The 21110-nt window shown below is 63.8% G+C and carries 23 protein-coding genes; 10 read left to right on the top strand and 13 right to left on the bottom strand.

Annotation, left to right across the window (positions count from 1 at the left end):
• Positions 1-190 precede the first annotated feature (190 nt).
• Positions 191-736 (top strand): adenine phosphoribosyltransferase, encoded by a 546-nt coding sequence (locus F3H96_RS05180; protein ID WP_149790862.1) that lies wholly within the window; start codon positions 191-193, stop codon positions 734-736.
• 165 nt (positions 737-901) lie between these two features.
• Here the strand turns inward: F3H96_RS05180 and F3H96_RS05175 are convergent, their stop codons facing one another.
• The 6 genes from F3H96_RS05175 to F3H96_RS05150 form a co-directional block, all read right to left on the bottom strand.
• Entirely contained in the window at positions 902-1372 is a 471-nt protein-coding gene (locus F3H96_RS05175) for a MaoC family dehydratase (RefSeq protein WP_149790861.1), read from the bottom strand.
• Entirely contained in the window at positions 1369-1830 is a 462-nt protein-coding gene (locus tag F3H96_RS05170; RefSeq protein ID WP_149790860.1) for a MaoC family dehydratase, read from the bottom strand. The genes F3H96_RS05175 and F3H96_RS05170 overlap by 4 nt, the downstream gene beginning before the upstream one ends.
• Before the next feature lie 100 nt (positions 1831-1930).
• On the bottom strand, positions 1931-2905 hold the full coding sequence (corA, locus tag F3H96_RS05165) for a magnesium/cobalt transporter CorA (RefSeq protein ID WP_149790859.1): 975 nt from the start codon (positions 2903-2905) through the stop codon (positions 1931-1933).
• Between the two features lie 20 nt (positions 2906-2925).
• A complete protein-coding gene (gene ychF / locus F3H96_RS05160) occupies positions 2926-4029 on the bottom strand; it encodes a redox-regulated ATPase YchF (RefSeq protein WP_149790858.1) in 1104 nt (367 codons plus the stop codon).
• A gap of 267 nt (positions 4030-4296) precedes the next feature.
• Positions 4297-5019 (bottom strand): aminoacyl-tRNA hydrolase, encoded by a 723-nt coding sequence (gene pth / locus F3H96_RS05155; protein ID WP_149790857.1) that lies wholly within the window; start codon positions 5017-5019, stop codon positions 4297-4299.
• 113 nt (positions 5020-5132) lie between these two features.
• Positions 5133-5774 carry a 50S ribosomal protein L25/general stress protein Ctc gene (locus tag F3H96_RS05150; RefSeq protein WP_149790856.1) on the bottom strand — a complete coding sequence of 214 codons (642 nt, stop codon included), beginning with the start codon at positions 5772-5774 and terminating at the stop codon, positions 5133-5135.
• Positions 5775-6238: 464 nt separating this feature from the next.
• Here F3H96_RS05150 and F3H96_RS05145 point away from each other — a divergent pair, with 464 nt between their 5' ends.
• The 6 genes from F3H96_RS05145 (at position 6239) to F3H96_RS05120 (ending at position 11687) form a co-directional block, all read left to right on the top strand.
• A complete protein-coding gene (locus F3H96_RS05145) occupies positions 6239-6883 on the top strand; it encodes a glutathione S-transferase family protein (RefSeq protein WP_149790855.1) in 645 nt (214 codons plus the stop codon).
• A 140-nt stretch (positions 6884-7023) separates the two neighbouring features.
• Positions 7024-7581: an FMN reductase gene (gene msuE / locus F3H96_RS05140; RefSeq protein WP_149790854.1), complete on the top strand. Its 558-nt coding sequence runs from the start codon at positions 7024-7026 to the stop codon at positions 7579-7581.
• Between the two features lie 37 nt (positions 7582-7618).
• Positions 7619-8983, top strand: a complete 1365-nt coding sequence (locus tag F3H96_RS05135) for an LLM class flavin-dependent oxidoreductase (protein WP_149790853.1) — start codon at positions 7619-7621, stop codon at positions 8981-8983.
• Between the two features lie 24 nt (positions 8984-9007).
• Complete coding sequence (locus F3H96_RS05130; protein WP_149790852.1) at positions 9008-9853, top strand: ABC transporter permease; 846 nt, start codon at positions 9008-9010, stop codon at positions 9851-9853.
• 59 nt (positions 9854-9912) lie between these two features.
• The gene (locus F3H96_RS05125) at positions 9913-10908 is read left to right on the top strand and encodes an ABC transporter substrate-binding protein (protein WP_149790851.1); all 996 of its coding nucleotides are present in this window, start codon (positions 9913-9915) and stop codon (positions 10906-10908) included.
• Positions 10909-10925: 17 nt separating this feature from the next.
• Positions 10926-11687: an ABC transporter ATP-binding protein gene (locus F3H96_RS05120; RefSeq protein ID WP_149790850.1), complete on the top strand. Its 762-nt coding sequence runs from the start codon at positions 10926-10928 to the stop codon at positions 11685-11687.
• Between the two features lie 82 nt (positions 11688-11769).
• Here F3H96_RS05120 and F3H96_RS05115 read toward each other — a convergent pair whose 3' ends face one another.
• Positions 11770-12213, bottom strand: coding sequence for a MarR family transcriptional regulator (locus tag F3H96_RS05115; RefSeq protein ID WP_149790849.1), 444 nt, complete (start codon positions 12211-12213; stop codon positions 11770-11772).
• A 152-nt stretch (positions 12214-12365) separates the two neighbouring features.
• On the opposite strand from F3H96_RS05115, the gene F3H96_RS05110 reads away from it, so the two are divergent.
• A complete protein-coding gene (locus F3H96_RS05110; protein ID WP_149790848.1) occupies positions 12366-13208 on the top strand; it encodes an alpha/beta hydrolase in 843 nt (280 codons plus the stop codon).
• Positions 13209-13288: 80 nt separating this feature from the next.
• Here F3H96_RS05110 and F3H96_RS05105 read toward each other — a convergent pair whose 3' ends face one another.
• Positions 13289-14203: an alpha/beta hydrolase gene (locus F3H96_RS05105; protein ID WP_149790847.1), complete on the bottom strand. Its 915-nt coding sequence runs from the start codon at positions 14201-14203 to the stop codon at positions 13289-13291.
• A 153-nt stretch (positions 14204-14356) separates the two neighbouring features.
• The gene (locus F3H96_RS05100) at positions 14357-15601 is read right to left on the bottom strand and encodes an MFS transporter (protein ID WP_188131298.1); all 1245 of its coding nucleotides are present in this window, start codon (positions 15599-15601) and stop codon (positions 14357-14359) included.
• A 111-nt stretch (positions 15602-15712) separates the two neighbouring features.
• Between F3H96_RS05100 and F3H96_RS05095 the strand changes: the two genes are divergently transcribed.
• Both F3H96_RS05095 and F3H96_RS05090 read left to right on the top strand, forming a co-directional pair.
• Positions 15713-16582, top strand: coding sequence for a helix-turn-helix transcriptional regulator (locus tag F3H96_RS05095; protein WP_149790845.1), 870 nt, complete (start codon positions 15713-15715; stop codon positions 16580-16582).
• Between the two features lie 122 nt (positions 16583-16704).
• Complete coding sequence (locus tag F3H96_RS05090; protein ID WP_149790844.1) at positions 16705-17271, top strand: dihydrofolate reductase family protein; 567 nt, start codon at positions 16705-16707, stop codon at positions 17269-17271.
• Positions 17272-17308: 37 nt separating this feature from the next.
• On the opposite strand, the gene F3H96_RS05085 is transcribed toward F3H96_RS05090, so the two are convergent.
• From F3H96_RS05085 to pgeF, 4 genes are all read right to left on the bottom strand, one after another.
• Positions 17309-18244 (bottom strand): ribose-phosphate pyrophosphokinase, encoded by a 936-nt coding sequence (locus F3H96_RS05085; protein WP_149790843.1) that lies wholly within the window; start codon positions 18242-18244, stop codon positions 17309-17311.
• 189 nt (positions 18245-18433) lie between these two features.
• A complete protein-coding gene (locus F3H96_RS05080; protein WP_149790842.1) occupies positions 18434-19045 on the bottom strand; it encodes a hypothetical protein in 612 nt (203 codons plus the stop codon).
• Between the two features lie 48 nt (positions 19046-19093).
• Positions 19094-20245: a Xaa-Pro peptidase family protein gene (locus tag F3H96_RS05075; protein ID WP_149790841.1), complete on the bottom strand. Its 1152-nt coding sequence runs from the start codon at positions 20243-20245 to the stop codon at positions 19094-19096.
• The gene (pgeF, locus tag F3H96_RS05070; RefSeq protein WP_149790840.1) at positions 20245-21033 is read right to left on the bottom strand and encodes a peptidoglycan editing factor PgeF; all 789 of its coding nucleotides are present in this window, start codon (positions 21031-21033) and stop codon (positions 20245-20247) included. The genes F3H96_RS05075 and pgeF overlap by 1 nt, the downstream gene beginning before the upstream one ends.
• Positions 21034-21110: the final 77 nt, after the last annotated feature.

Genomic DNA, 21110 nt, shown 5'->3' with positions numbered 1-21110 from the left:
CCAAGTCCACTTGCGAAGGGCGCCGTCTCAGGCGCCTTTTTTGCTGCAGGCTGGAGCCAGGCGGCGCCAATGCCTTGCCGGATGCGCTTGTCTCAGGCGCCGCATCGCGGTAGCCCTTGTCGGTCGCGTTGGGCACCAATGGGCCGACGCCGTCACATCCGACAGCCGGACACGCGGAGAGCCCCTCTCAATGAAATCCTCGCTCGAAGACACGTTGCTTGCGGCCATCCGCACCATTCCGGATTACCCGAGGCCGGGCATCCTGTTTCGCGACATCACCACCTTGCTTGGCGATGCGCGCGCCTTCCGCCGCGCCATCGACGAGCTGGTGCATCCCTATGCCGGACTGAAGATCGACAAGATCGCCGGCATCGAGGCGCGCGGCTTCATCCTTGGCGGCGCCGTGGCGCACCAGCTTTCGGCCGGCTTCGTGCCGATCCGCAAGAAAGGCAAACTGCCCTATGAGACGGTGCGCGTGGCCTACAGCCTCGAATACGGGCTGGACGAGGTGGAGATGCACAAGGACGGAGTCTCGCCGGGCGAGAAGGTGATCCTGGTCGACGACCTGATCGCCACCGGCGGCACGGCGGAAGCGGCGGTGAAGCTGCTCAGGCAGATCGGCGCCGACATCGTCGCCGCCTGCTTCGTCATCGACCTGCCGGATCTCGGCGGGCGCAAGAAGCTGGAAGCGCGCAGCGTGCCGGTCAGGACGCTGATCGGGTTCGAGGGGCATTGAGGCGCCTCTTTCTTCTCCCCTTGTGGGAGAAGGTGGCCGAGCGAAGCTCGGTCGGATAAGGGGTGCTCCAGATGCCACCAGCGTTTCACTCCGCTGGAACGCCCCTCATCCGTCTCGGCGCTCCGCGCCGATCCACCTTCTCCCACTAGGGGAGAAGGCAAAGGCCTACTCCACCTTCACCAGCACCGCGCTGTCGAACTCGATGACCTTGTCGCCGGTCGAATCGAAAGCTTCCGAGCGCAGCGTAAGCAGGTTCCAGCCGGGGCGGCCGGCGAGGGGACGATGGGCGAGCGCGGTGCGGGTGAAGGTCACGGTCTCGCCGGCATAGACCGGCTTCAGCCATTTCAGGTTGCGGAAGCCCGGCGAGGGACCGAATTCGGGCTGCGGGCCGGGGCCTGTCCAGCGCACGCCCTCGGTCTCCATGCGTTTCTCGAGGTTGTATTTCATCCACGTGGCCGCGGTGTGCCAGCCGGAGGCGCAGAGCCCACCAAGCACACTGTTCTTCGCCGCCTCTTCGTCGACATGGAAAACCTGCGGATCATATTTCTTGGCAAAAGCCTTGATCTCGTCTGCTCCGAATTCATGCGAACCGAGCGTGATGGTTTCGCCGATGAGGAAATATTCGTCGAGGGTCACGTCACCGCCTCCCGGGTCAGGAACATGCCTGTGTTCTCGAGCTCGAAGACGCTCTCGCCGCGCTGGTTGACCAGTTCGCTGCGCATGGTGATGAGGCCGAGCTGAGGCCGCGACCTGGATTGGCGCTTGGACAGGATCGTGACCGTGCCGCGCAGAGTGTCGCCGGCCAGCACCGGCTTCTTCCATTTCACATGCTCGATGCCTGGCGAGCCCTGCGAGGTCGAATCGAGCAGGAAGGCGTCGCACAGCATGCGCATGAACATAGCGCAGGTGTGCCAGCCCGAAGCCGAAAGCCCGCCGAGGATGCTTGCCTTGCCGGCCTCCTCGTCGAGATGCATCGGCTGCGGATCGAATTCGCCGGCGAATTCGATGATCTCGGCAGCACTCACGTCCTTGCTGCCGAGGTCCAGCGCGGCGCCCTCGATGAAATCCTCAAAAGCCCAGGTCTTTCCGGTCATATCGGCAATCCGGTTAATCCCAAAGATCGGGCAACCCGGATGCAGGCCGGCAGCGATTTGGTCAAGTGCTTTCTGGTAAGCCAGTCGAACGGCGACGGTATCAGAGCCAGCCGCGACGGCGGAAATACCAGAAGGGCAGGATCGCCGAGACCACCATCAGGCCGATGGCGAAAGGGTAGCCGAACTCCCATTTCAGCTCGGGGATGATGTCGAAATTCATGCCGTAGATCGAGGCGACGAGCGTCGGCGGCAGGAAGATGACGGCGGCGACCGAGAAGATCTTGATGATGGCGTTCTGCTCGATAGAGATCATGCCGAGCGTGGCATCGAGCAGGAACGAGATCTTCTGCGACAGGAAGGTGGCGTGGTCGGCGAGCGACAGCACGTCGCGCGACAGCGTCTTGATGCGGGCGCGCACGTCCTTGCTCATCTTGGTCTGGGCCGCGACATGGGCGAGAAAGCCGGCCAGGCGCTGCAACGAAATCAGGCTGTCGCGGACCGAGGACGCGAGGTCCTCCTTGCGGCCGATGCCTTTCAGCAGTTCCTGGAAATCGCGGTTGCGCTTCGAGGCTTGGGTCGAGCGCGCCTCGAAAATGTCACGTGAGATCGCTTCCACATCGCGGCCGGCGCGCTCGAGGATGTCGGCGAGGCGATCGACGATCGCTTCGAGAAGACCGATCAGAATGGTGTCGCCGCTGGTGCAGCCGGTCGCCACCTTCTCGGCGCGCAGCGGGAAAGTCTTGAAGGCCTTGGGTTCGTGGTAGCGGATGGTGATCAGCCGGTTGCCGGCAAGCGCAAAGGTCACCGGCGACATCAAGGGATCGTCGGCCTCGGTCTGCGCCGGCAGCACGGCGGTCATGAAGTAGCCGCCGTCCTCGACATACAGGCGGCTCGAGATCTCGATCTCCTCCATCTCCTCGCGGGTCGGGATGGCAATGCCCAGCCAGTTCTCGATACGCGCCTCTTCCTCCTTGCTCGGATTGAAGAGGTCGGCCCAGACGACCCTGTCGCCATCCGCCGCGAGATCCTCGGTGGGGCGCAGGCGATCATTGTCCACGACGAAGGCTTTTATCATCGCCGGGTTCTCCCTGGAGATCAGGTGTTGAACTTGAACAGCATGATGTCGCCGTCCTGGACGACATATTCCTTGCCCTCGTCGCGCGCCTTGCCGGCTTCCTTGGCCGCCACTTCGCCGCCCAGCGTGACGAAGTCGTTGTAGGCGATCGTCTGGGCGCGAATGAAGCCTCGCTCGAAGTCGGTGTGAATGACGCCAGCCGCCTGCGGGGCCTTGTCGCCCTTGTGGATCGTCCAAGCGCGCGTCTCCTTCGGCCCGACGGTGAAATAGGTGATCAGCTGCAAAAGCTCGTAGCCGGCGCGGATGACCTTGTTGAGGCCCGGCTCGTCGAGGCCGATCGAGGCAAGGAATTCCATTTCCTCTTCGTCGGAAAGCTGGGCGACTTCCGCCTCGATCGCCGCCGAGATCACCACCGTGCCGGCGCCCTGCGCGGCCGCCATCTTCTCCACCGCCTTGGTGTGCTCGTTGCCGGTGGCGGCGTCGGCCTCGGCGACGTTGCAGACATAGAGAACGGGATGAGAGGTGAGCAGGTTCAGTCCTTGCAGGATGCGCAGGTCCTCCTGCGCGATGCCGTTGAGCAGGAGGCGCGTTGGCTTGCCGGCCTGCAGCAATTCAAGCGCTGCCTCCATCATCGGCAGCACGGCCATGGCTTCCTTGTCCTTGCCGGCGGCGCGCTTGCGGATCTGGGCGATCCGGCGCTCGAGGCTTTCGAGATCCGCAAGCATCAGCTCGGTCTCGACCGTCTCGGCGTCCGCGACCGGATCGATGCGGCCCTCGACATGGGTGATGTCATCATCTTCGAAGCAGCGCAGCACATGCACGATAGCGTCGACCTCGCGGATGTTGGCGAGGAACTGGTTGCCGAGGCCTTCGCCCTTGGAGGCGCCGCGCACCAGGCCGGCGATATCGACGAAGGAGATGCGGGTCGGGATGATTTCCTTCGACTTGCCGATGGCCGCGATCTTCTGCAGGCGCGGATCGGGAACCGCCACTTCGCCGGTGTTCGGCTCGATGGTGCAGAACGGATAATTGGCGGCCTGGGCGGCCGCCGTCCTGGTCAACGCGTTGAACAGCGTCGACTTGCCGACGTTGGGCAAGCCAACGATGCCACATTTGAAACCCATGTTCGTCCGGTCCTATCGGGAATTCGATTTTGGTGAGGGCTATGGGCGATAGGGGTGACGAACGTCAAGCCCTGATCGGCCGAGCCGCCTCGCGGCTGGTGATCTGGTTGATGCGGATCACCGCCCAAGGCGGGCGCAGTCTGGCGAGAGCCACGCGTCGCTGCCCGTGAAGGCTCGGTCGTGCTCGAGCGCAAGGGCGAGAGGCAAAAGCCGATCAAGGCTTCCTCACGGGCGCCGAACGGTTCTTGCGCGAGCAACGCCATGCTCTCAGTCTTTTTTGAACAGCTTCTTCAGCATGGCGGCCATCGGACTGCTTTCGGGAAACTTTGCGGCCGGCTGCTGTGGGCGCGCCTGGCGGATGTGGCTTTGCTGTTTCGGCGCCTTGGGCGGCGGGCGGTCGTCATCGCCGGTCGGCACAAGCTTGTCGCGTAAGGCCAGCGTGACGCGGTTCATGAACGAGCTGTCGTCGCCCTTTGCCAGCAAGCCGGCGTCGTCGGCGATTGCCGCGAGCAGCACGTCGAGCCACTCGCGATCGGCCTTGGCGAAATCGCCGAGCACGTGGCCGTGCACCATCTCCTTGACGCCGGGATGGCCGACACCGATGCGCACCCGGCGATAGGCGTTGCCGACATGCTGGTCGAGCGAGCGGATGCCGTTGTGGCCGCCGGAACCGCCGCCCACCTTGATCCTGAGCTTGCCGGCGGCAAGGTCGATCTCGTCATAGAAAACGGTAAGCGCGGCCGGTTCGAGTTTGTAGAAGCGCAGCGCTTCGCCGACCGACTGTCCGGACAGGTTCATGAAGGTCTGCGGCTTGATCAGCAGGATCTTTTCGCCGCCCAGCGTGCCTTCGCAAATCAAGCCCTGGAACTTGCGCGACCAGGGCGAAAAGGAATGGCGGCGGGCAATCGCGTCCGCCGCCATGAAGCCGACATTGTGCCGGTTGTTTTCGTATTTCGCGCCCGGATTGCCGAGGCCTGCAAAGACAAGCATCGCCGCCTCCGGACGCCTAGGGCATGATGCCGAAAAGTGTGAAGCGGTTTTCGGAAAACATCATGCTCTATTTCTTTGATTTAGAGCCGGATGAAATCACCCGGCTCGGAGAATTACTTCTCTTCGGTCGCCGGGGCGGCCGTCTCTTCCACAGCCTCCGGGGTCGCTTCCGCCTCCGGCTTCATCGCCGACGAACCGGCAATGGTCGCGATGGTGAAGTCGCGATCGGAGATGACCGGCTTGACGCCGGCCGGCAGCTTGACCGCCGAGATGTGGATCGAGTCGCCGATGTCGGTGCCGGTGAGATCGACGGTGATGAATTCCGGGATCGCATTGGCCGGGCAGTGGAACTCGACTTCGTGACGCACGATGTTGAGCACGCCGCCGCGCTTGATGCCGGGCGACTTTTCCTCATTGATGAAGTGGACGGGCACGTCGACATTGACCTCGGTGTCCTTGCCGATGCGCAGGAAGTCGACATGGACAGGAAAATCCTTGACCGGGTCGAGCTGGAAATCCTTCGGCAGGACCTGGATCTTCTTGCCGTCGACATCGATCGTGGCGATCGTGGTCAGGAACCCGCCGCCGTGGATCTTGTAGAAGAGGTCCTTGTAGTTCAGGGCGATAGCCAGAGGGGGCTGCTTGTCGCCGTAAATAACTGCAGGCACTTTACCGTTGCGACGAACTGCACGGGCGGACCCCTTACCGACCTGTTCGCGCGCTTCGGCCTTGAGCTCGTAAGCATCGTGGCTCATGGCATTTCCTTTCGCGTGTTATGGAGCGCTTGCGGCAAGCACGAGGCCAACCGTAAACGTCGAAAGCCGTCGCGGCCCTGCACGATCTATCCGATGCGTTTGGCGATCCAAATGCGTCTGGGGATCATGCGAGGCCTGGCCGGCCTTCCTCCGCGTTGCCTCCAAGGGTGTCTACGCGGGTGGCGGCTCTATAGCGGAAGGCAGGCGAGGGCGCAAGCTGTTGGGCTTGAAGGTCCCGCGGCGGCTCCGAAAGATGGCCGGCTTCGTCAAAAACCCATGGTCCAGGGCTTGCCGCCAGACAAATTCCGTCCCGCGCCAGGTCGCAGTCGCCCATACCGACCCACATTCGGTGTGGCCGTCAAGCGGCGCCAAGTTGCTGCGCCACGTCCAGCGGCTTTGCAATGTAGGATCGGGCGGATTTCAATCGTCCTGGGGCAAACGCTCGAGAATCGATGGGGACCGATATGAAGCTTCTGTTCAGCCGCAATCCCAATCCTCGCCTTGCCGTCGCCACGGCACGCTATGTCAAAGCGGAGATCGCGTTCGAATTCGCATCGCCGATGGCGCCGGGGCAAGCCGAGCGCTATCGCGCTCTCAACCCCAATCTGACATTGCCCATACTGGTGGGATCGGGATGGAGCCTGTGGGAGGCCGATGCCATCGCCTGCCGCGTGTCGCGCGTGACGCATTCGGATTTCTGGCGAACCGGTGATGACGAGCCGGACATGATCCGCTGGATAAGCTGGGCCAAGGAACGGTTCGCATTCGCCTGCGACATGGTGCATTTCGAGCGCGGGACCAAGCAGCGTTATGGCATCGGTCCAATCGACCAGGCGGTCGTAGAAGACGGACTAAGGCAGTTCCATGCGGCTGCGGCAGTCCTCGAGCCCGAGCTTTCCGGACGCGCATGGCTGGCCGGCAATTCCGTCTCCTATGCGGACTTCCGCATGGCGACGTTCCTTCCCTTCAACGACGTCGCCGGGTTGCCGCTCGACGATTACCCGTCGATCCATCGCTGGTATCGGCGGCTGGAGGCGATCGACGCCTGGCGCGACCCGTTCCAAGGGCTGCACGCGCCGCAACTGCCGCCGGTCAAGATCGAGGCGTGACCCGCATCGGCTGAACCAATCAACGGCGTCAGGGCGCAAACCCAATCTCTCCATGCGGCTGCTTTTGAAATCTTCTCGCTCATTTAATTCTATAAAATCGGTAGGCTTAATGAAGAAATGCCCGCGAGGAGAGCGCGAAGATGACCAAGAAGCTGGTGGTGGGAATATCCGGCAATCTGACCCGCCCGTCGAAGACCAAGGCCTTCATCACCCAAGTCGCAGGAGACGTCGCGGGGCGCATCGGGGCCATACCGGCAATCCACGACATCGAGGACCTCGGTCCGTCGTTCCCGTCGGCACGGCGGCTCTCCGATCTCGACGCGCCCGCCCGCGCCATCGTCCAACAGTTGACCGGCGCCGATGTGCTGGTTGCCGGATCGCCGACCTTCAAGGGCAGCTACACAGGACTTTTCAAGCACTTGTTCGACCTGCTCGATCCGTCCTCGTTGCGCGGCAAGCCGGTCATTCTGACGGCGACGGGCGGCGGCGAGCGCCATTCGCTGATCCTCGAGCATCAGCTGCGGCCGCTGTTCGGCTTCTTCGAGGCGCTCACCATGCCGACCGCGATCTACGCTTCGGACAAGGACTTCGCCGACGGCGTTCTGGTGTCGGAGGCCATCCACGTCCGGGCCAGGCAAGCCGTCGCCGAGGTCACGCGTGTCGTCGGCGCGGCCAGCCGCGTCGGCCTCGCCGCCTGAATTGCGGGCCATCGTTTTCGAACCGAAGGAACCACCCATGACCAGCTCCAGCCAAACCAGACAGATCAAGCTTGGCGCCTTTCTGCCCGGTGGCGGCCAGCATATCGCGGCCTGGCGCCATCCGGATGCGCCGGCCGATGGCGCGACCAATTTCGAGTTCCACAAAAAGCTGGCGCTCACCGCCGAGCGCGGCCTGTTCGACGCCTATTTCCTCGCCGACAATCTGACGGTCGGGCTCGGCGCGCGTGAAGGCGGCAACGCCAAGATCGCCGGTTTCGAACCGGTGACGCTGTTTTCGGCGCTGGCGCCGCTGACCACACGTATCGGCTTCATCGCCACCGCCTCGACCACCTATGAGGAACCCTACACGCTCGCCCGCAAATTCGCCTCGCTCGACCTTTTGTCGAACGGACGCGCGGGCTGGAACGTGGTGACGTCGGCCGGCGACGACACGGCGCGCAATTTCAACCGCGACGTCCAGCCCAATCATGCCGAGCGCTATGCGCGGGCGCATGAGCATGTCGAGACGGTCAAGGCATTGTGGGACAGCTGGGAAGACGACGCTTTCATTCGCGACAAGAAGACCGGCCGCTTCTACGACAAGGACAAGCTGCACGACGTCAATCACAAGGGTGAGCATTTCAGCGTCAAGGGACCGCTCAACGTGCCGCGCCCGGTGCAGGGCCATCCCGTGGTCGTGCAGGCAGGGCAGTCCGAGGACGGGCGCGGACTCGCGGCGGCCTCTGCCGAGGTGATCTTCACAGCGCATCAGAACCTGGCGTCGGCGCAGGAGTTCTATCGCGACATCAAGGCGCGCGTGGCAGCGGCCGGCCGCGATCCGGCGCAGGTGCTGATCATGCCTGGCGTGGCGCCCTTCGTCGGCCGCACCGAAGAGGAGGCCCGCGCCAAATACCAGCAGTTGAACGAGCTCATCCTGCCCGAAGACGGCGTTGCGCTGCTCAACGCGCTGGCCGGGCAGACGCTCGACCTCAGGGATTATCCGCTCGACGGCCCGCTGCCGCCGAGCAGGGAAACCGAAGGCATGAAGAGCCGTCAGGCGTTGATCCGCCAGATCGCCGACGAGCATGATTTTACGATCCGCCAGCTCTATCAGTGGGTGGCGACGGCGCGCGGCCATTACACGGTGATCGGCAGCGCCGTCCAGGTCGCCGATCAGCTGGAGGAATGGTTCGTCAACGAGGCCGCGGACGGCTTCAACATTCTGCCGCCGTGGCTGCCCGGCGCGCTTGACGATTTCGTCGATCTGGTCATCCCGGAACTGCAGCGGCGCGGGCTGTTCCGCACCGCCTATGAGGGCAGGACGCTGCGCGAAAACCTCGGCCTCAGGCGACCGGAGAACCCGTGGGCGGCGGCGCGCTCGACCGTGCTCGCCGCCGAATGATCCGCTGAAACGAAAGGCAAGACGATGACCTTGCAACACATCGAACGGACGGTTGGCGTCGGCCGGCGAGAGGGCAACGCCCTGCCCATGGACTCCCTGCGACTAGCCGGCCGGGCCTCGGGACGAATTCTGTCGCGCTATGGCGTGCTGCTGGGATTCCTCGCGCTCTGGCAGGTGGCGGCGAGCCGCGGCTGGGTCAATGCCGCGGTGCTGCCGCCGATCGACGCGATCATCGTCGCGCTTTGGAAAGGTGTTGCCGGCGGCAGCCTGCTCGGCGACATCGCCATCAGCCTGCAGCGCGCCGGCCTCGCTTTCGTGGCGGCCGTCGTCGTCGCCATCCCACTCGGCCTGGTCATGGGCCAGGCGCGCGCCGTGGAAATGGCGCTCGACCCGATCCTGCAGCTGTTTCGTCAGACCTCGGCGCTCGCGCTCTACCCGGTTTTCATCCTGCTTCTGGGACTGGGCGAAGCCTCGAAAGTATTTGTCATCTTCTGGGCGACGCTGTTTCCGCTGCTGCTCAACACCATCAGCGGCGTCAAGGAAGTCGACCCAAAGCTGCTCGAAATGGCCCGCGTCTACGGCGCTCGTCAGCTCACCATTTTCCGCCGCGTCGTGCTGCCGGGCGCGGTGCCTTCGATCTTCGTCGGCCTGAGGCTCGGCGCCACCACCGCGCTGCTGCTCCTGATCGCCTCGGAAATGATCGGCGCCAACAAGGGCATCGGCTTCCAGGTGATGAACGCGCAGTACAATTTCCAAATCCCGCTGATGTTCGCGGCGATCGTCATCCTCGCGGCGCTTGGCCTGATCGCCAACCAGGCGCTGGTCATCCTGCAGCGGCGCCTGTGCCGCTGGAGCAATCCGGCCGGCTGAGCGGCTGTTCCTCCCCGTCCTCCCAACACACCCGCCCTCCCAACACGAAAGGCCCGATCATGAGCATCACCCGCCGTTCGCTTCTCCTTGGCGCTCCGCTTGCCGCCGGCATCCTCGCCGGCATGCCATCGATCGCCAGGGCGCAAGCCGCTTCCGTCAAGATACGTTATCTCGCCAGCCGCGGCGGCATCTCCCCGCATGAGCTCGCCGACGAGCTCGGCTATTTCAAGGGCCTCGGCATCGAGCTGGAGAATGTCGGCTATTCCGGCGGCGGCCCGGAATCGCTGTTCGCGCTCGCCTCCGGCAGCGTCGACCTGGGCTCGGCCGCCACGCCGGCCGTGATCAACTCGATCGCCGGCGGCAACGACTTCGTCGCGGCCTACCCAAGCAACGGCATCAACAAGGACGTCAAGAGCGTCTTCTACGTGCTCGAAGACAGCCCGATCAAGTCGATCGCCGACATCGCCGGCAAGACGATTTCGGTCAACACGCTCGGCGCCCATCTCGACTACACGGTGAGGGAGGCGCTGCATGGCGTCGGGCTGCCGCCGGACGCGGCCAAGCTGGTCGTGGTACCGGGACCGCAGCTCGAACAGACGTTGCGCTCGCGTCAGGTCGATGTCGCCGGGCTGGGCTACTGGCAGGCGACCTTCGCCGGCCAACTGGTCGCCAATGGCGGCGTGCGCGGCGTCTTCAACGACACCGATGTGCTCGGCGAGATCGCCGGCGGTTTCGTCGTGCTGCGGCGCGATTTCATCGCCGCCAATCCCGACGCTGCCCGCAACTTCGCCGAGCAGTCGGCGCGTGCCGCCGACTGGTCGCGGCAAAACCCGGACGAGACGCGCAAGCTTCTCGCCGACATTCTCAACAGGCGCGGCGAGAACGGCGAGCTTGCGCGCTACTGGACCGGCTTCGGCCTGCGCGAAAAGGCGGCGGTGACCGACCGCGACGTCGACTTCTGGGTGAACATTCTCGAGCGGGACGGCCGTCTGCCGAAGGGCAAGCTCAAGGCAGCCGACATCCTCTATCGCCCGGGCGAAACCAAAACCAACTGAGCACGGAGACCCACGCCATGGCAACGCCAAGCGGCGGCGCGGTCACGATACGCGACCTGTCGAAATCCTTCAGCCTCGGCGGGCGAAAGCTCGCCGTGCTGCGCTCGCTCAATCTCGACATCCGCTCGGGCGAATGCCTGGTCATTGTCGGCGCCAGCGGCTCGGGCAAGACGACGCTGTTGCGCATCCTTGCCGGGCTGGAGCGGGCCGATGATGGCGGCGTTGCCATCGACGGCAGGGAGATCGAGGGCGTAGGCGAGGAGCGCGCGGTGATCTTCCAGGAGCCGCGCCTGCTGCCCTGGCTCACCGTGCTCGGCAACGTCGCCTTCGGCCTCGAAGTGCGCGGCATAGCAAAGGCAGAGGCAGAAAAGCGCGCGCGTTTCTACATTGCGCTGGTCGGCCTGGCCGAGTTCGCCGACGCCTATCCGAGGCAGCTTTCGGGCGGCATGGCGCAACGCGTCGGCATTGCCCGGGCGCTGACGGTGCAGCCAGAGATCCTGCTGCTCGACGAGCCGCTCGGCGCGCTCGACGCCATGACCAAGATATCCATGCAGGAGGAGCTGGCGCGCATCTGGAGCGAGGAGAACGTCACCATGGTGATGGTCACCCATGACCTCGAAGAGGCGGTCTATCTCGCCGACCGGGTGCTGATCCTGCCCAAGGAGAAGGGCGGCGCGGCGCGCCTGATCGACGTCGACCTGCCGCGCCCGCGCGATCGCAGCGAAAGCCGCTTCGTGCGCTACCGCGAGGAGCTGCTGCGCGAGTTCGGCCTGCATTGAGGTCTCTCGATGTTGAGGTGATGCCGGCGTGCGAACGGAAGTCCCGGAACCCCCTTCGGCCTGCCCTAATCGCAAACTGACCTTAGGTGGCGTCGACCGCCTGACCGCCGGACAGCGCATCGCGCAACGCTTTGATCTGCCGGTTGACGGCATCGAGTTCCGCCAGCGTCATGCCTGAGCGCTCGATCAGGGTCTCGTTGAGGCAATTGCACCGGACGAGCAGTTGACGGCCGGTCGCGGTGAGGTCGACCTGCACCTGGCGTTCATCGGCGGGATTGCGCTGGCGGGTAACCAGTCCGGCCTGTTCCATTCGCTTAACCAGCGGCGTGATGGTGCTCGACTCCAAAGCGAGCCGCTGCGCGATGCTGCCGACCGACATGCCGTCCGTCTCTCCAAGCGCGTTGAGCACGAGGTACTGCGGATAGGTGATGCCCATCTCGTCCAGCATCGGCTTGTAGGTGCGGTTGATCGCCATGCTGGTGGCATAGAGCGTGAAGCAGAGCTGATTGTCCAATGGGAGAGGCACGACATATTCCTTTGCTGACTGAGCGTGTTCGATATGTACCACGAAAAATGATATCGCGATACATATTTTCTCTAGACAAGGGTTTCGATCCGCGCTAGTCATGTTGTTATTGCGATATTGATTATCGCGAAAATCAATTAATGGAGATTGAGATGACCAAGCCCGGCAGCAGCACGATCACCACCAAGGACGGCACCGAGATTTTCTACAAGGATTGGGGAACCGGCCAGCCCATCGTTTTCCACCATGGCTGGCCGCTGAGCAGCGACGACTGGGACGCCCAGATGCTGTTCTTCCTGTCGAAGGGCTACCGCGTCATTGCCCATGACCGCCGCGGCCATGGTCGCTCGACCCAGACCGATACCGGCAACGAGATGGACACTTACGCCGCCGATGTCGCGGAACTTGCGGCGCATCTCGACCTCAAGGGCGCCATCCATGTCGGCCATTCGACCGGCGGCGGTGAAGTGGCCCGCTATGTCGCGAAGTATGGCTCGGGCGGCCGTGTCGCCAAGGCGGTGCTGATCGGCGCCGTGCCGCCGATCATGCTGAAGACGGCGGCCAATCTCGGCGGCCTGCCGATCGAAGTGTTCGACGGTTTCCGCTCCGCTCAGGCCGCCAACCGCGCCCAGTTCTTCCACGATGTTGCGGCCGGCCCGTTCTACGGCTTCAACCGCCCCGGCGCTGAAGTCTCGCAGGCTGTCGTCGAGAATTGGTGGCGTCAGGGCATGATGGGCGGCACCAAGGCGCATTACGATTGCATCAAGGCCTTCTCGGAAACCGACTTCACCGAAGATCTGAAGGCCATCGACGTGCCGGTGCTGGTCATGCATGGCGACGACGACCAGATCGTTCCGATCGCAGATTCCGCGCTTCTGTCGATCAAGCTGCTCAAGCAGGGCGAGCTCAAGGTCTATAAGGGGTTCCCGCACGGCATGGCGACCACCCACGCCGATGTCATCAACGCCGACCTCTTGGCCTTCTTCAAGGCGTAAAATCGTCCCCTTGGACAGGCAAAGCACCCGCCGTCAGGCGGGTGCTTTGTGCTTTCATCAAAAAGTCCAGGGGACAGTGGCTATTTGGCAAGAAAACCAGTGATCAGCTTGACGGTGGCGTCGGGGTTTTCCTCCATGATCCAATGACCGGAGTCGGGCACGATGCCGCCCGTGACATCGGTCGCAACAAGCCGCAAGATATCGGCCTGCGTGGTGCCGGCGGATTTTTCCCCGCCAACAGCCAGCACCGGCATGGTCAGTTTACCGCCGGCGGCGAGCATCGCCTGGTTGTCGATCGCGTCCTGGTCAAAGGCCTTGAACTGCTCGAAAGCGTCATGCATCGCATGCGGGCGGGCATAGAGTTTGGCGTAGTGCTTGCGCGTGGCCTCATCGATCTTCTTCGGATCGGCCGACAGTTCGTTGTAGAAGCGGTCGAGATAGATGCGCTCGCGCCCCGCGACCAGCCGCTCCATGTCCGGGCCGCGGAAATTGAAGTGCCAAAGCAGCGGGCTTTGCTTGATCTTTTCCCAGTCGCCGATGCCGGGCAGCGGCGCGTCGATGATGACCCATTTGGTGATGCGCTTGGGATATTGCGCGGCAAGCGCATAGCCAACCATGTTGCCGATGTCGTGCGTGACCAGGTCGGCCTTGTCGATCTTCAGGAAATCCAACACGCCGGCGATATCGACGGCCTGCTTCTTCTTGGTGTAGCCAACGTCCGGGTGGGCAGACAGCCCCATGCCGCGCAGGTCCGGCACGATGACGGTGTGATCCTTCGCAAGTGCCGCCGCCGCGGCGCCCCACATGTCTCCGGTATCGGCAAAGCCGTGCAGCAGCACGACCGCGGGACCCTTTCCGCCGACGCGCACATAGAGTTTGGTGCCATTGGTTTCGACGGACTGCGTCTTGAAAGCCGGTGGAAAAGGAACGATGCGTGCCGTCGCCGGCAACGTAACAAGAAGCACACCCAACACGGCCAACACGATCTTGCGCATGTCACTCTCCAGAGACGTTGAGGAACCTGTGGCAGCGTCGCCCCGCGCACACGTTTCGAACACTAACAGGCTTTTCACCTGGCGCATGGGGAAAGAATCAATAAGGGCGCGGCAAACGCCACGCCCTTAGGTCGAGTCCTGGAGATCGGTGTCTCAGCTGGCGGTGGCCCGCGCCTTCCTGGCTTCCTTCATGTTGGGCAGGAACACCGTCAGCAGGCCGAGCAGCGGCAGATACGAGCAGACCTGGAAGACGAAATCGATGCCCTTCATGTCGGCAACGACGCCGAGCACGGCAGCGGCGATGCCGCCCATGCCGAAGGCGAAGCCGAAGAAGATGCCGGCGATCATGCCGACGCGACCGGGCACCAATTCCTGCGCGAAGACGACGATGTTGGAGAAGGCCGACGACAGGATCAGGCCGATCAGCACGGTCAGCACCATCGTCCATTGCAGGTTGGCGTAGGGCAGCGCCAGCGTGAAGGGCAACACGCCGACGATCGAGAACCAGATCATCGCCTTCTGGCCATAGCGGTCGCCGAACGGGCCGCCGAGCAGGATGCCGAGCGCCGAGGCGCCGAGGAACAGGAACAGCATGACCTGCGACATCTGCACCGAAACCCCGAACTTATGCATGGCGTAGAAGGTGTAGTAGCTGGCAAGCGAGGCGATGTAGGCGTTCTTGGTCAGCACCAGCAGCGTCAGCACGGCCAATGCCCACATGACCTTCCGACGCGGGAAGGGCGAGACGTGGGCTGCCTGCTTGCGGGTGGCCATCGAGGCGCGCAGCCGGCTGTACCAGCCGCCGACCCGCCACAGCACGACGATGCCGACCAGCGAGCCGACCGCGAACCAGGAAATGCTGGTCTGGCCGAACGGCACGACGATGAAGGCGGCGAGCAGCGGGCCCATAGCCTGGCCGAAATTGCCACCCACCTGAAACAGCGATTGCGCAAGGCCAAAGCGGCCGCCCGAGGCAAAGCGGGCAATGCGCGAGGATTCCGGATGGAAGATCGCCGAGCCAATGCCGATCAGCGAGGCGCCGATCAGGAGCAGCCAGTAATGGCCGGCATGGGCGAGCACAACCAGGCCGATCAGCGACGAGGCCATGCCCCAAGGCAAGGAGTAGGGCATCGGCCGCTTGTCGGTGATCATGCCGATGACCGGCTGCAGCAGGGAGGCCGTCACCTGGAAGGTGAAGGTCAAAAGGCCGATCTGCCAGAAATCGAGACCGTAATTGTCCTTGAGCAGCGGATAGATCGCCGAAAGCAGCGACTGCATGATGTCGTTGACGCAATGGCAGAAGCTCACCGCAAGAATGACGGTGAAGGCCGTCGCTTGCGCAGAGATGTTGCTTGCCGGCGCGGGTGCGGCGACGGAGGTGGCGGTCGTATCAGTCAAGGCAATGCTCCGTAGTCTTTTGGCGGCGACCCGCAGGCGGCCTTATAGCCCGGTTGCAAAGCGACTTCTTTCGTGGTTTGGTCCAATAGTTTCGCGAGTGGGCCACATCCTATGCCGAATAACCGGGAAGTGTTCAGGGGTGACGCCGCCGAGCTCAGCCTGCTGCATGAAAGCCGCTGGCAATGGCTGGAGCAGGCCGTCGGGCCGGCGGTCGCGCTACCGACCGAATATCCGGACGGCTATCACGTGCCGCGACACCGCCACAGCCGCAGCCAGCTTTTGCATGCCCTTGTCGGCGTGGTCCTGGTGACGACGAAGCACGGGCGCTGGATGGTGCCGCCCGACCATGCGATGTGGATACCGGCCGGGATCGAGCATTCCGTCGAGATGCTGGGCGATGTTTCGATGCGCTCGGTCTATGTGATGCCGGGCGCCATTGCCGGCCTGCCGGAAGGTTTGCGCGTGGTCGGCATCACCGAACTGATGCACAGCCTGATCGTGGAATCGGAGAAACTGCCGCAGGGCGGCGAGCTCGAAGGGCGTGCCGCCCTCGTCATGGGACTGTTGCTGCACGAGATTCCGAACCTGCCGGAACGGCCGCTCGGCCTGCCTTTCCCGTCCGATGCGAAGCTCGCGGCGCTCTGCCGGCGCTTCGTGGCAGCGCCGTCGCCGCATGCGACGATCGACGAATGGGCGGATGCCGCGGGCATGAGCCGCCGCTCGTTCACGCGCGCTTTTCACCGCCAGACCGGGCTGTCGCTCTCCACCTGGCGCCAGCAGGCTTGCCTGTTCGCGGCGCTGCCCAGGCTCGCCGACCGCGAGCCGATCACCAGGGTGGCGCTCGATCTCGGCTATGACAGCGTGCCGGCCTTCATCACCATGTTCAAACGCATGCTCGGCACCTCGCCGCGCGGCTATATGCGCGGCGCCCGTGACGTCGGTGAAGCCCCGCGGCGCGCAGGTGGCCCGCTCGCCGCGTGAGGCAGCCGGCAGCATTAAGCTGGCGCGGCGATCCTCGGTTCAAGGGTCCAATTGACAAATACCGATTGCAATTTGCAATCAGTTATGTTCTCCTTTGCCCGAATGCAAAATCGGAGGACCCCGTGGCGACGATCGCCTATGCCATGCTGACCTCGCTGGATGGCTACATCGCCGGGCCGAGCGGCGGCATTGACCTGCCGGTTCCCGAAGAAGAATTGCATCAGCATTTCAACGATGGGATGAGGCGGACTTCGATCGCGCTTTGTGGGCGCAGGATGTATGAAACCATGCGTTTCTGGGACAGCCGGGAGCGAGAGATCGCCGCTTCCGAGGTAGAGCGGGATTTTGCCCGCGCCTGGCGAGAGACACCGAAAATCGTGTTTTCGACCACGCTTCGAGAGGTTGGGCCCAATGCCCGTCTGGTGAAGGGCGGCGCGGAGGCGGTGGCAAGGTCCCTCAAGGCGGAAACCGATGGCGAGATTTCCGTCTCCGGCGCAGAGTTGGCGGCCCACCTTGCACGCGCGGGCCTGATCGACGAGTACCGGCTCTATTTGCATCCGGTCGTGCTGGGCGCCGGCAAGCCGTATTTCCAGTCCGGCCTGTCACTGGCGTTGAAGTCGCTCGGCACGGAGCGGCTTGCGCAAGGTGTCACGCTGCTGCGCTACGCGCCCGCCGGGATCGACGGTTAAAGCGTTCACCGTTCACGGAACCGGCGAAGGCGCCGCGCTAGTCGAACAGGCTCGACACCGATTCTTCGGTTGCCGTGCGCGAGATCGCTTCGCCCATCAGGTCGGCGATCGAAATGACACGGATGTTCGGCGCGTCCAGCACGGCCTGGCTGGGCTGGATGGAATCGGTGATCACCAATTCCTGCAGCTTCGACCCGGCGATGCGGGTCACGGCGCCGCCCGACAGCACGCCATGCGTGATGTAGGCGGTGACCGAGGTCGCGCCATTGGCGAGCAGCGCGTCGGCCGCGTTGCAGAGCGTGCCGCCGGAATCGACGATGTCGTCGATCAAAAGGCAATCCTTGCCGGCGACCGCGCCGATGATGTTCATGACTTCCGATTCGCCGGGGCGTTCGCGGCGCTTGTCGACGATGGCAAGTTGCGCGTCGAAGCGCTTGGCCAGCGCCCGCGCACGCACCACGCCGCCGATGTCGGGCGACACGACGACGACATTGCCGAGCTGCTTGTATTTGGCTTTCACGTCGCGGGCCATCACCGGCACCGAGAACAGATTGTCGGTCGGGATGTCGAAGAAACCCTGGATCTGACCGGCATGCAGGTCCAGCGTCAGCACGCGGTCGGCGCCGGCGCGGGTGATCATGTTGGCGACAAGCTTGGCCGAGATCGGCGTGCGCCCGGAGGCGCGGCGGTCCTGCCGCGCATAGCCGAAATAAGGGATGACCGCCGTGATGCGCCGCGCCGAGGAGCGCATGAAGGCGTCCATCATGATGAGCAGTTCCATCAGATGGTCGTTGGTCGGATAAGAGGTGGACTGCAGGATGAAGACATCCTCGCCGCGCACGTTTTCCTGAATCTCGACGAAGATTTCCTGATCGGCGAAACGCCTGACGCTGGCCTTCCCCAGCGGGATGTTGAGATAGCGAGCGACCGCTTCGGCCAGCACCCGGTTGGAATTGCCCGCGAAAAGCTTCATGCACCGTTCCTGGTGAAGGATGGAGAGGCCGGAGAGACTCTCATGCGCCTTTTATGCGGGCTTTTAGCGGCCCGCGCCGGTATTGCAAGCCTCGTTGTGGGGAATCCTTCCGGCCACCGCCACAAACGTGGAAAACATCGCAAGCCGGCAACAGTCTGGCCGGCAACAGTTCGGCCGGCAACAGTTCGGTCAACCGGCGCCACCGCCGAGCCAGGCGGCGAACTGGTCGATCGTCTGGTCGGCAATGGCCTGCATGGTCGCGGGCGCCACCGTGGGCCAACCCTCGCCGCCGCCGACCGTCGGCGCCTTCTGCTGGCCATTGATGCGGTGCAGGCGATTTCCGGAGGGGTCGTAAATGTCCCAGACATAGATGACGGTCGTGTCCTTGCCTTCGGACATCGTCGAAAAATAGCCTTTCAGCACATGCGTGGCCGTCTGGTCCGTGCTGCCGACAAGCGTCAGGCCGCGCTGCCTGGCACGGGTCTGCAGTTCCGCCGTCAAGGGCGCAGCGGCGTCCACGGATGCGCCGACGATCGGCGCCACCTGCAGCCGGGTCTTGGCAAGGGCGGCGGTCTGGGCCGGCGTTGCTGACGTTGCCGACGACGCAGCCGTCGAAGGAGCCTGCGCGGTCGTGGTCGGAGACGTGGTGGCCGATGATGTGCCTTGGGTGGAGGGCAATGGCTGGGCCGAACTCGCCGGCGGGGTGATGGCCGAGGGCTCCAGCACGTCCTTGGCGTTGGTGCATGCGCCAAGCACCAGCGCCGCAAGCAATGACACGGTCGTCACCTGCGATCGTCTCATTGCCTGAAAACTCCCTACTGGCCCCCGCGTGAACCAACCATCATGGATTCACTGTACGATCAAGTCGAGATCATGGCGCGACAGCGGCTTCGGCGCCGATTCCGTGGTGAGATAGGTGCGGCCGAGCGTCATTGCGGTCTCTGTCTCGGAGTCCATGATGATCATATGCGCGAACAGCGTCATATTCGGCGCGATCGGTTCGGTATTGCCCTGGTAGAACATCGGCATGTCCATCCAGGATGGCGTGAAACGGGCGCCGACCGAATAGCCGCAGGCATTCAGGCGGTGCTTGGTCAGATTGTGCGCCTCGAGCGTGCGGGCATGCGCGTCGAAGACGTCGCCGAAAGTGTTGCCCGGCGTCATCGCCTTTTCCACCGCGAGCAGAGCGGCGCGGGCGGCATCGAACAGCTCCTGATGGCGCTTCGACACCTTGCCGGTCAAAACGGTGCGCATCATCGGGGCGTGATAGTGATGGAAGACGCCGGCCCATTCGAGCGTCAGCTGGTCGTTCTTGTTGAGCTTGCGCCGGCCGGCCTTGTAGCGGCAGAGCAGGGCGTCAGCGCCTGAGCCGATGATGTACTCGTTGGCGGGGTAGTCGCCGCCGCCGGCAAAGACCGCGCCCTGCATGGCTGCGAGGATGAGGCCTTCGTCACCGCCCTGCTTGATCAGCGGCAAGGCGGCATCCAGCGCGTCGTCGGAAAGATTGGCGGCCTTTTCCGCCTTGGCGACCTCGGCCGGGCTCTTGAACAGGCGCAACCGGCCGACGATGCCGGAAGCATCGGCGATCTGGCCGAAGGTCTGCAACTGCTCATCCAGGCGACGGCCGTTGTAGGCGGTCAGGCCATGGGTGTCATATTCGACGCCGATGCGGGCGCCGAGCAGATCGAGGTCGTTGAGCAGGTTGCGCAGGTCGATCGCCGGATTGGCGCCCTGACGGTCGGTCCACAGCACGATGTTTTCGATGGTCGAGGTATGGCGCGCCTGCCTCAGATCGGCCGAACGGGTGAGCAGCACCATCGAGCCGTCGGCCTTCACCACCAAGCACTGGAAGAAGCAGAAACCGAACGTGTCGTAGCCGGTCAGCCAGTACATGCTCTCCTGCGCGAACAGCAACACCGCGTCGAGCTTCTTTTCGGCCATTTCGATCAGCAGCCGGTCGCGCCGCGCGTCGAATTCCGATCGTTCGAAATGCAGCGCCATTACTCATTCTCCAAAACGATTGCCGAGACCTGGCGCCCATAATCCGCTTCCTTGCGGTGTGTGGTGCGACGGTAGGAATAGAAAAGGTCTTCTTCTGCGTAGGTGCAGCGGCCAAGGCCTTCGGCAGTCACGCCGGCCTTGCGCAGCCGGTCGACCGTATATTGGTTGAGGTCGAACATCGAGTGGCCGGCAGTCCTCGATGGTCTGAAATAGCGGGCATTGCCGGCATCGGCCTCGACGAAGCGGGCGACGAATTCCGGCCCGACCTCGTAATTGTCGGGCCCGATCGAGGGACCGAGAACGGCGACGATACGCTCGCGGCGGGCGCCAAGGCCTTCCATCGCCGCCACTGTGTTTTCGAGCACGCCGGTGAAAGCACCTTTCCAGCCGGCATGGGCCGCACCGATGACGCGGGCCCCGCTATCGGCGAACAGAACCGGCCCGCAATCGGCGGTCGAGGCGCCGACGGCGATGCCCGGACGGTCGGTGACGACGGCATCGGCCAGAGGGCGAGGGTCCGCGAAGGGTTCCCTGGCGACGACGACATCCGGCGAATGGATCTGGTGCGCGGTCAAGAGATGATCCGCCGGCACGCCCATCCAGTCGGCAACGCGCCGCCTGTTCTCAGCGACCAGCGTCTGATCGTCGCTGGAGCCGGTGCCGATGTTGAGCCCCCGATAGATGCCGCCGGAGACGCCGCCGATGCGGGTAAAATAGCCGTGACGTATGCCTTGCGCCGTTTCAAGGAGCGGCGAGCGTACTGGATCGGGTCTGGTCTGATTCAGCATGGTTGGGTTTGTCGTCCGTGCGGGGCGGTCTCGTCAAGGCGAAGTTCGGACAAGGAAGCGAACCAGCCGGCAGGACC

The organism is Mesorhizobium sp. NFR06, from assembly GCF_900115245.1.
Classification (GTDB): domain Bacteria; phylum Pseudomonadota; class Alphaproteobacteria; order Rhizobiales; family Rhizobiaceae; genus Mesorhizobium.
This window is presented reverse-complemented; position numbering and strand designations above follow the sequence as displayed.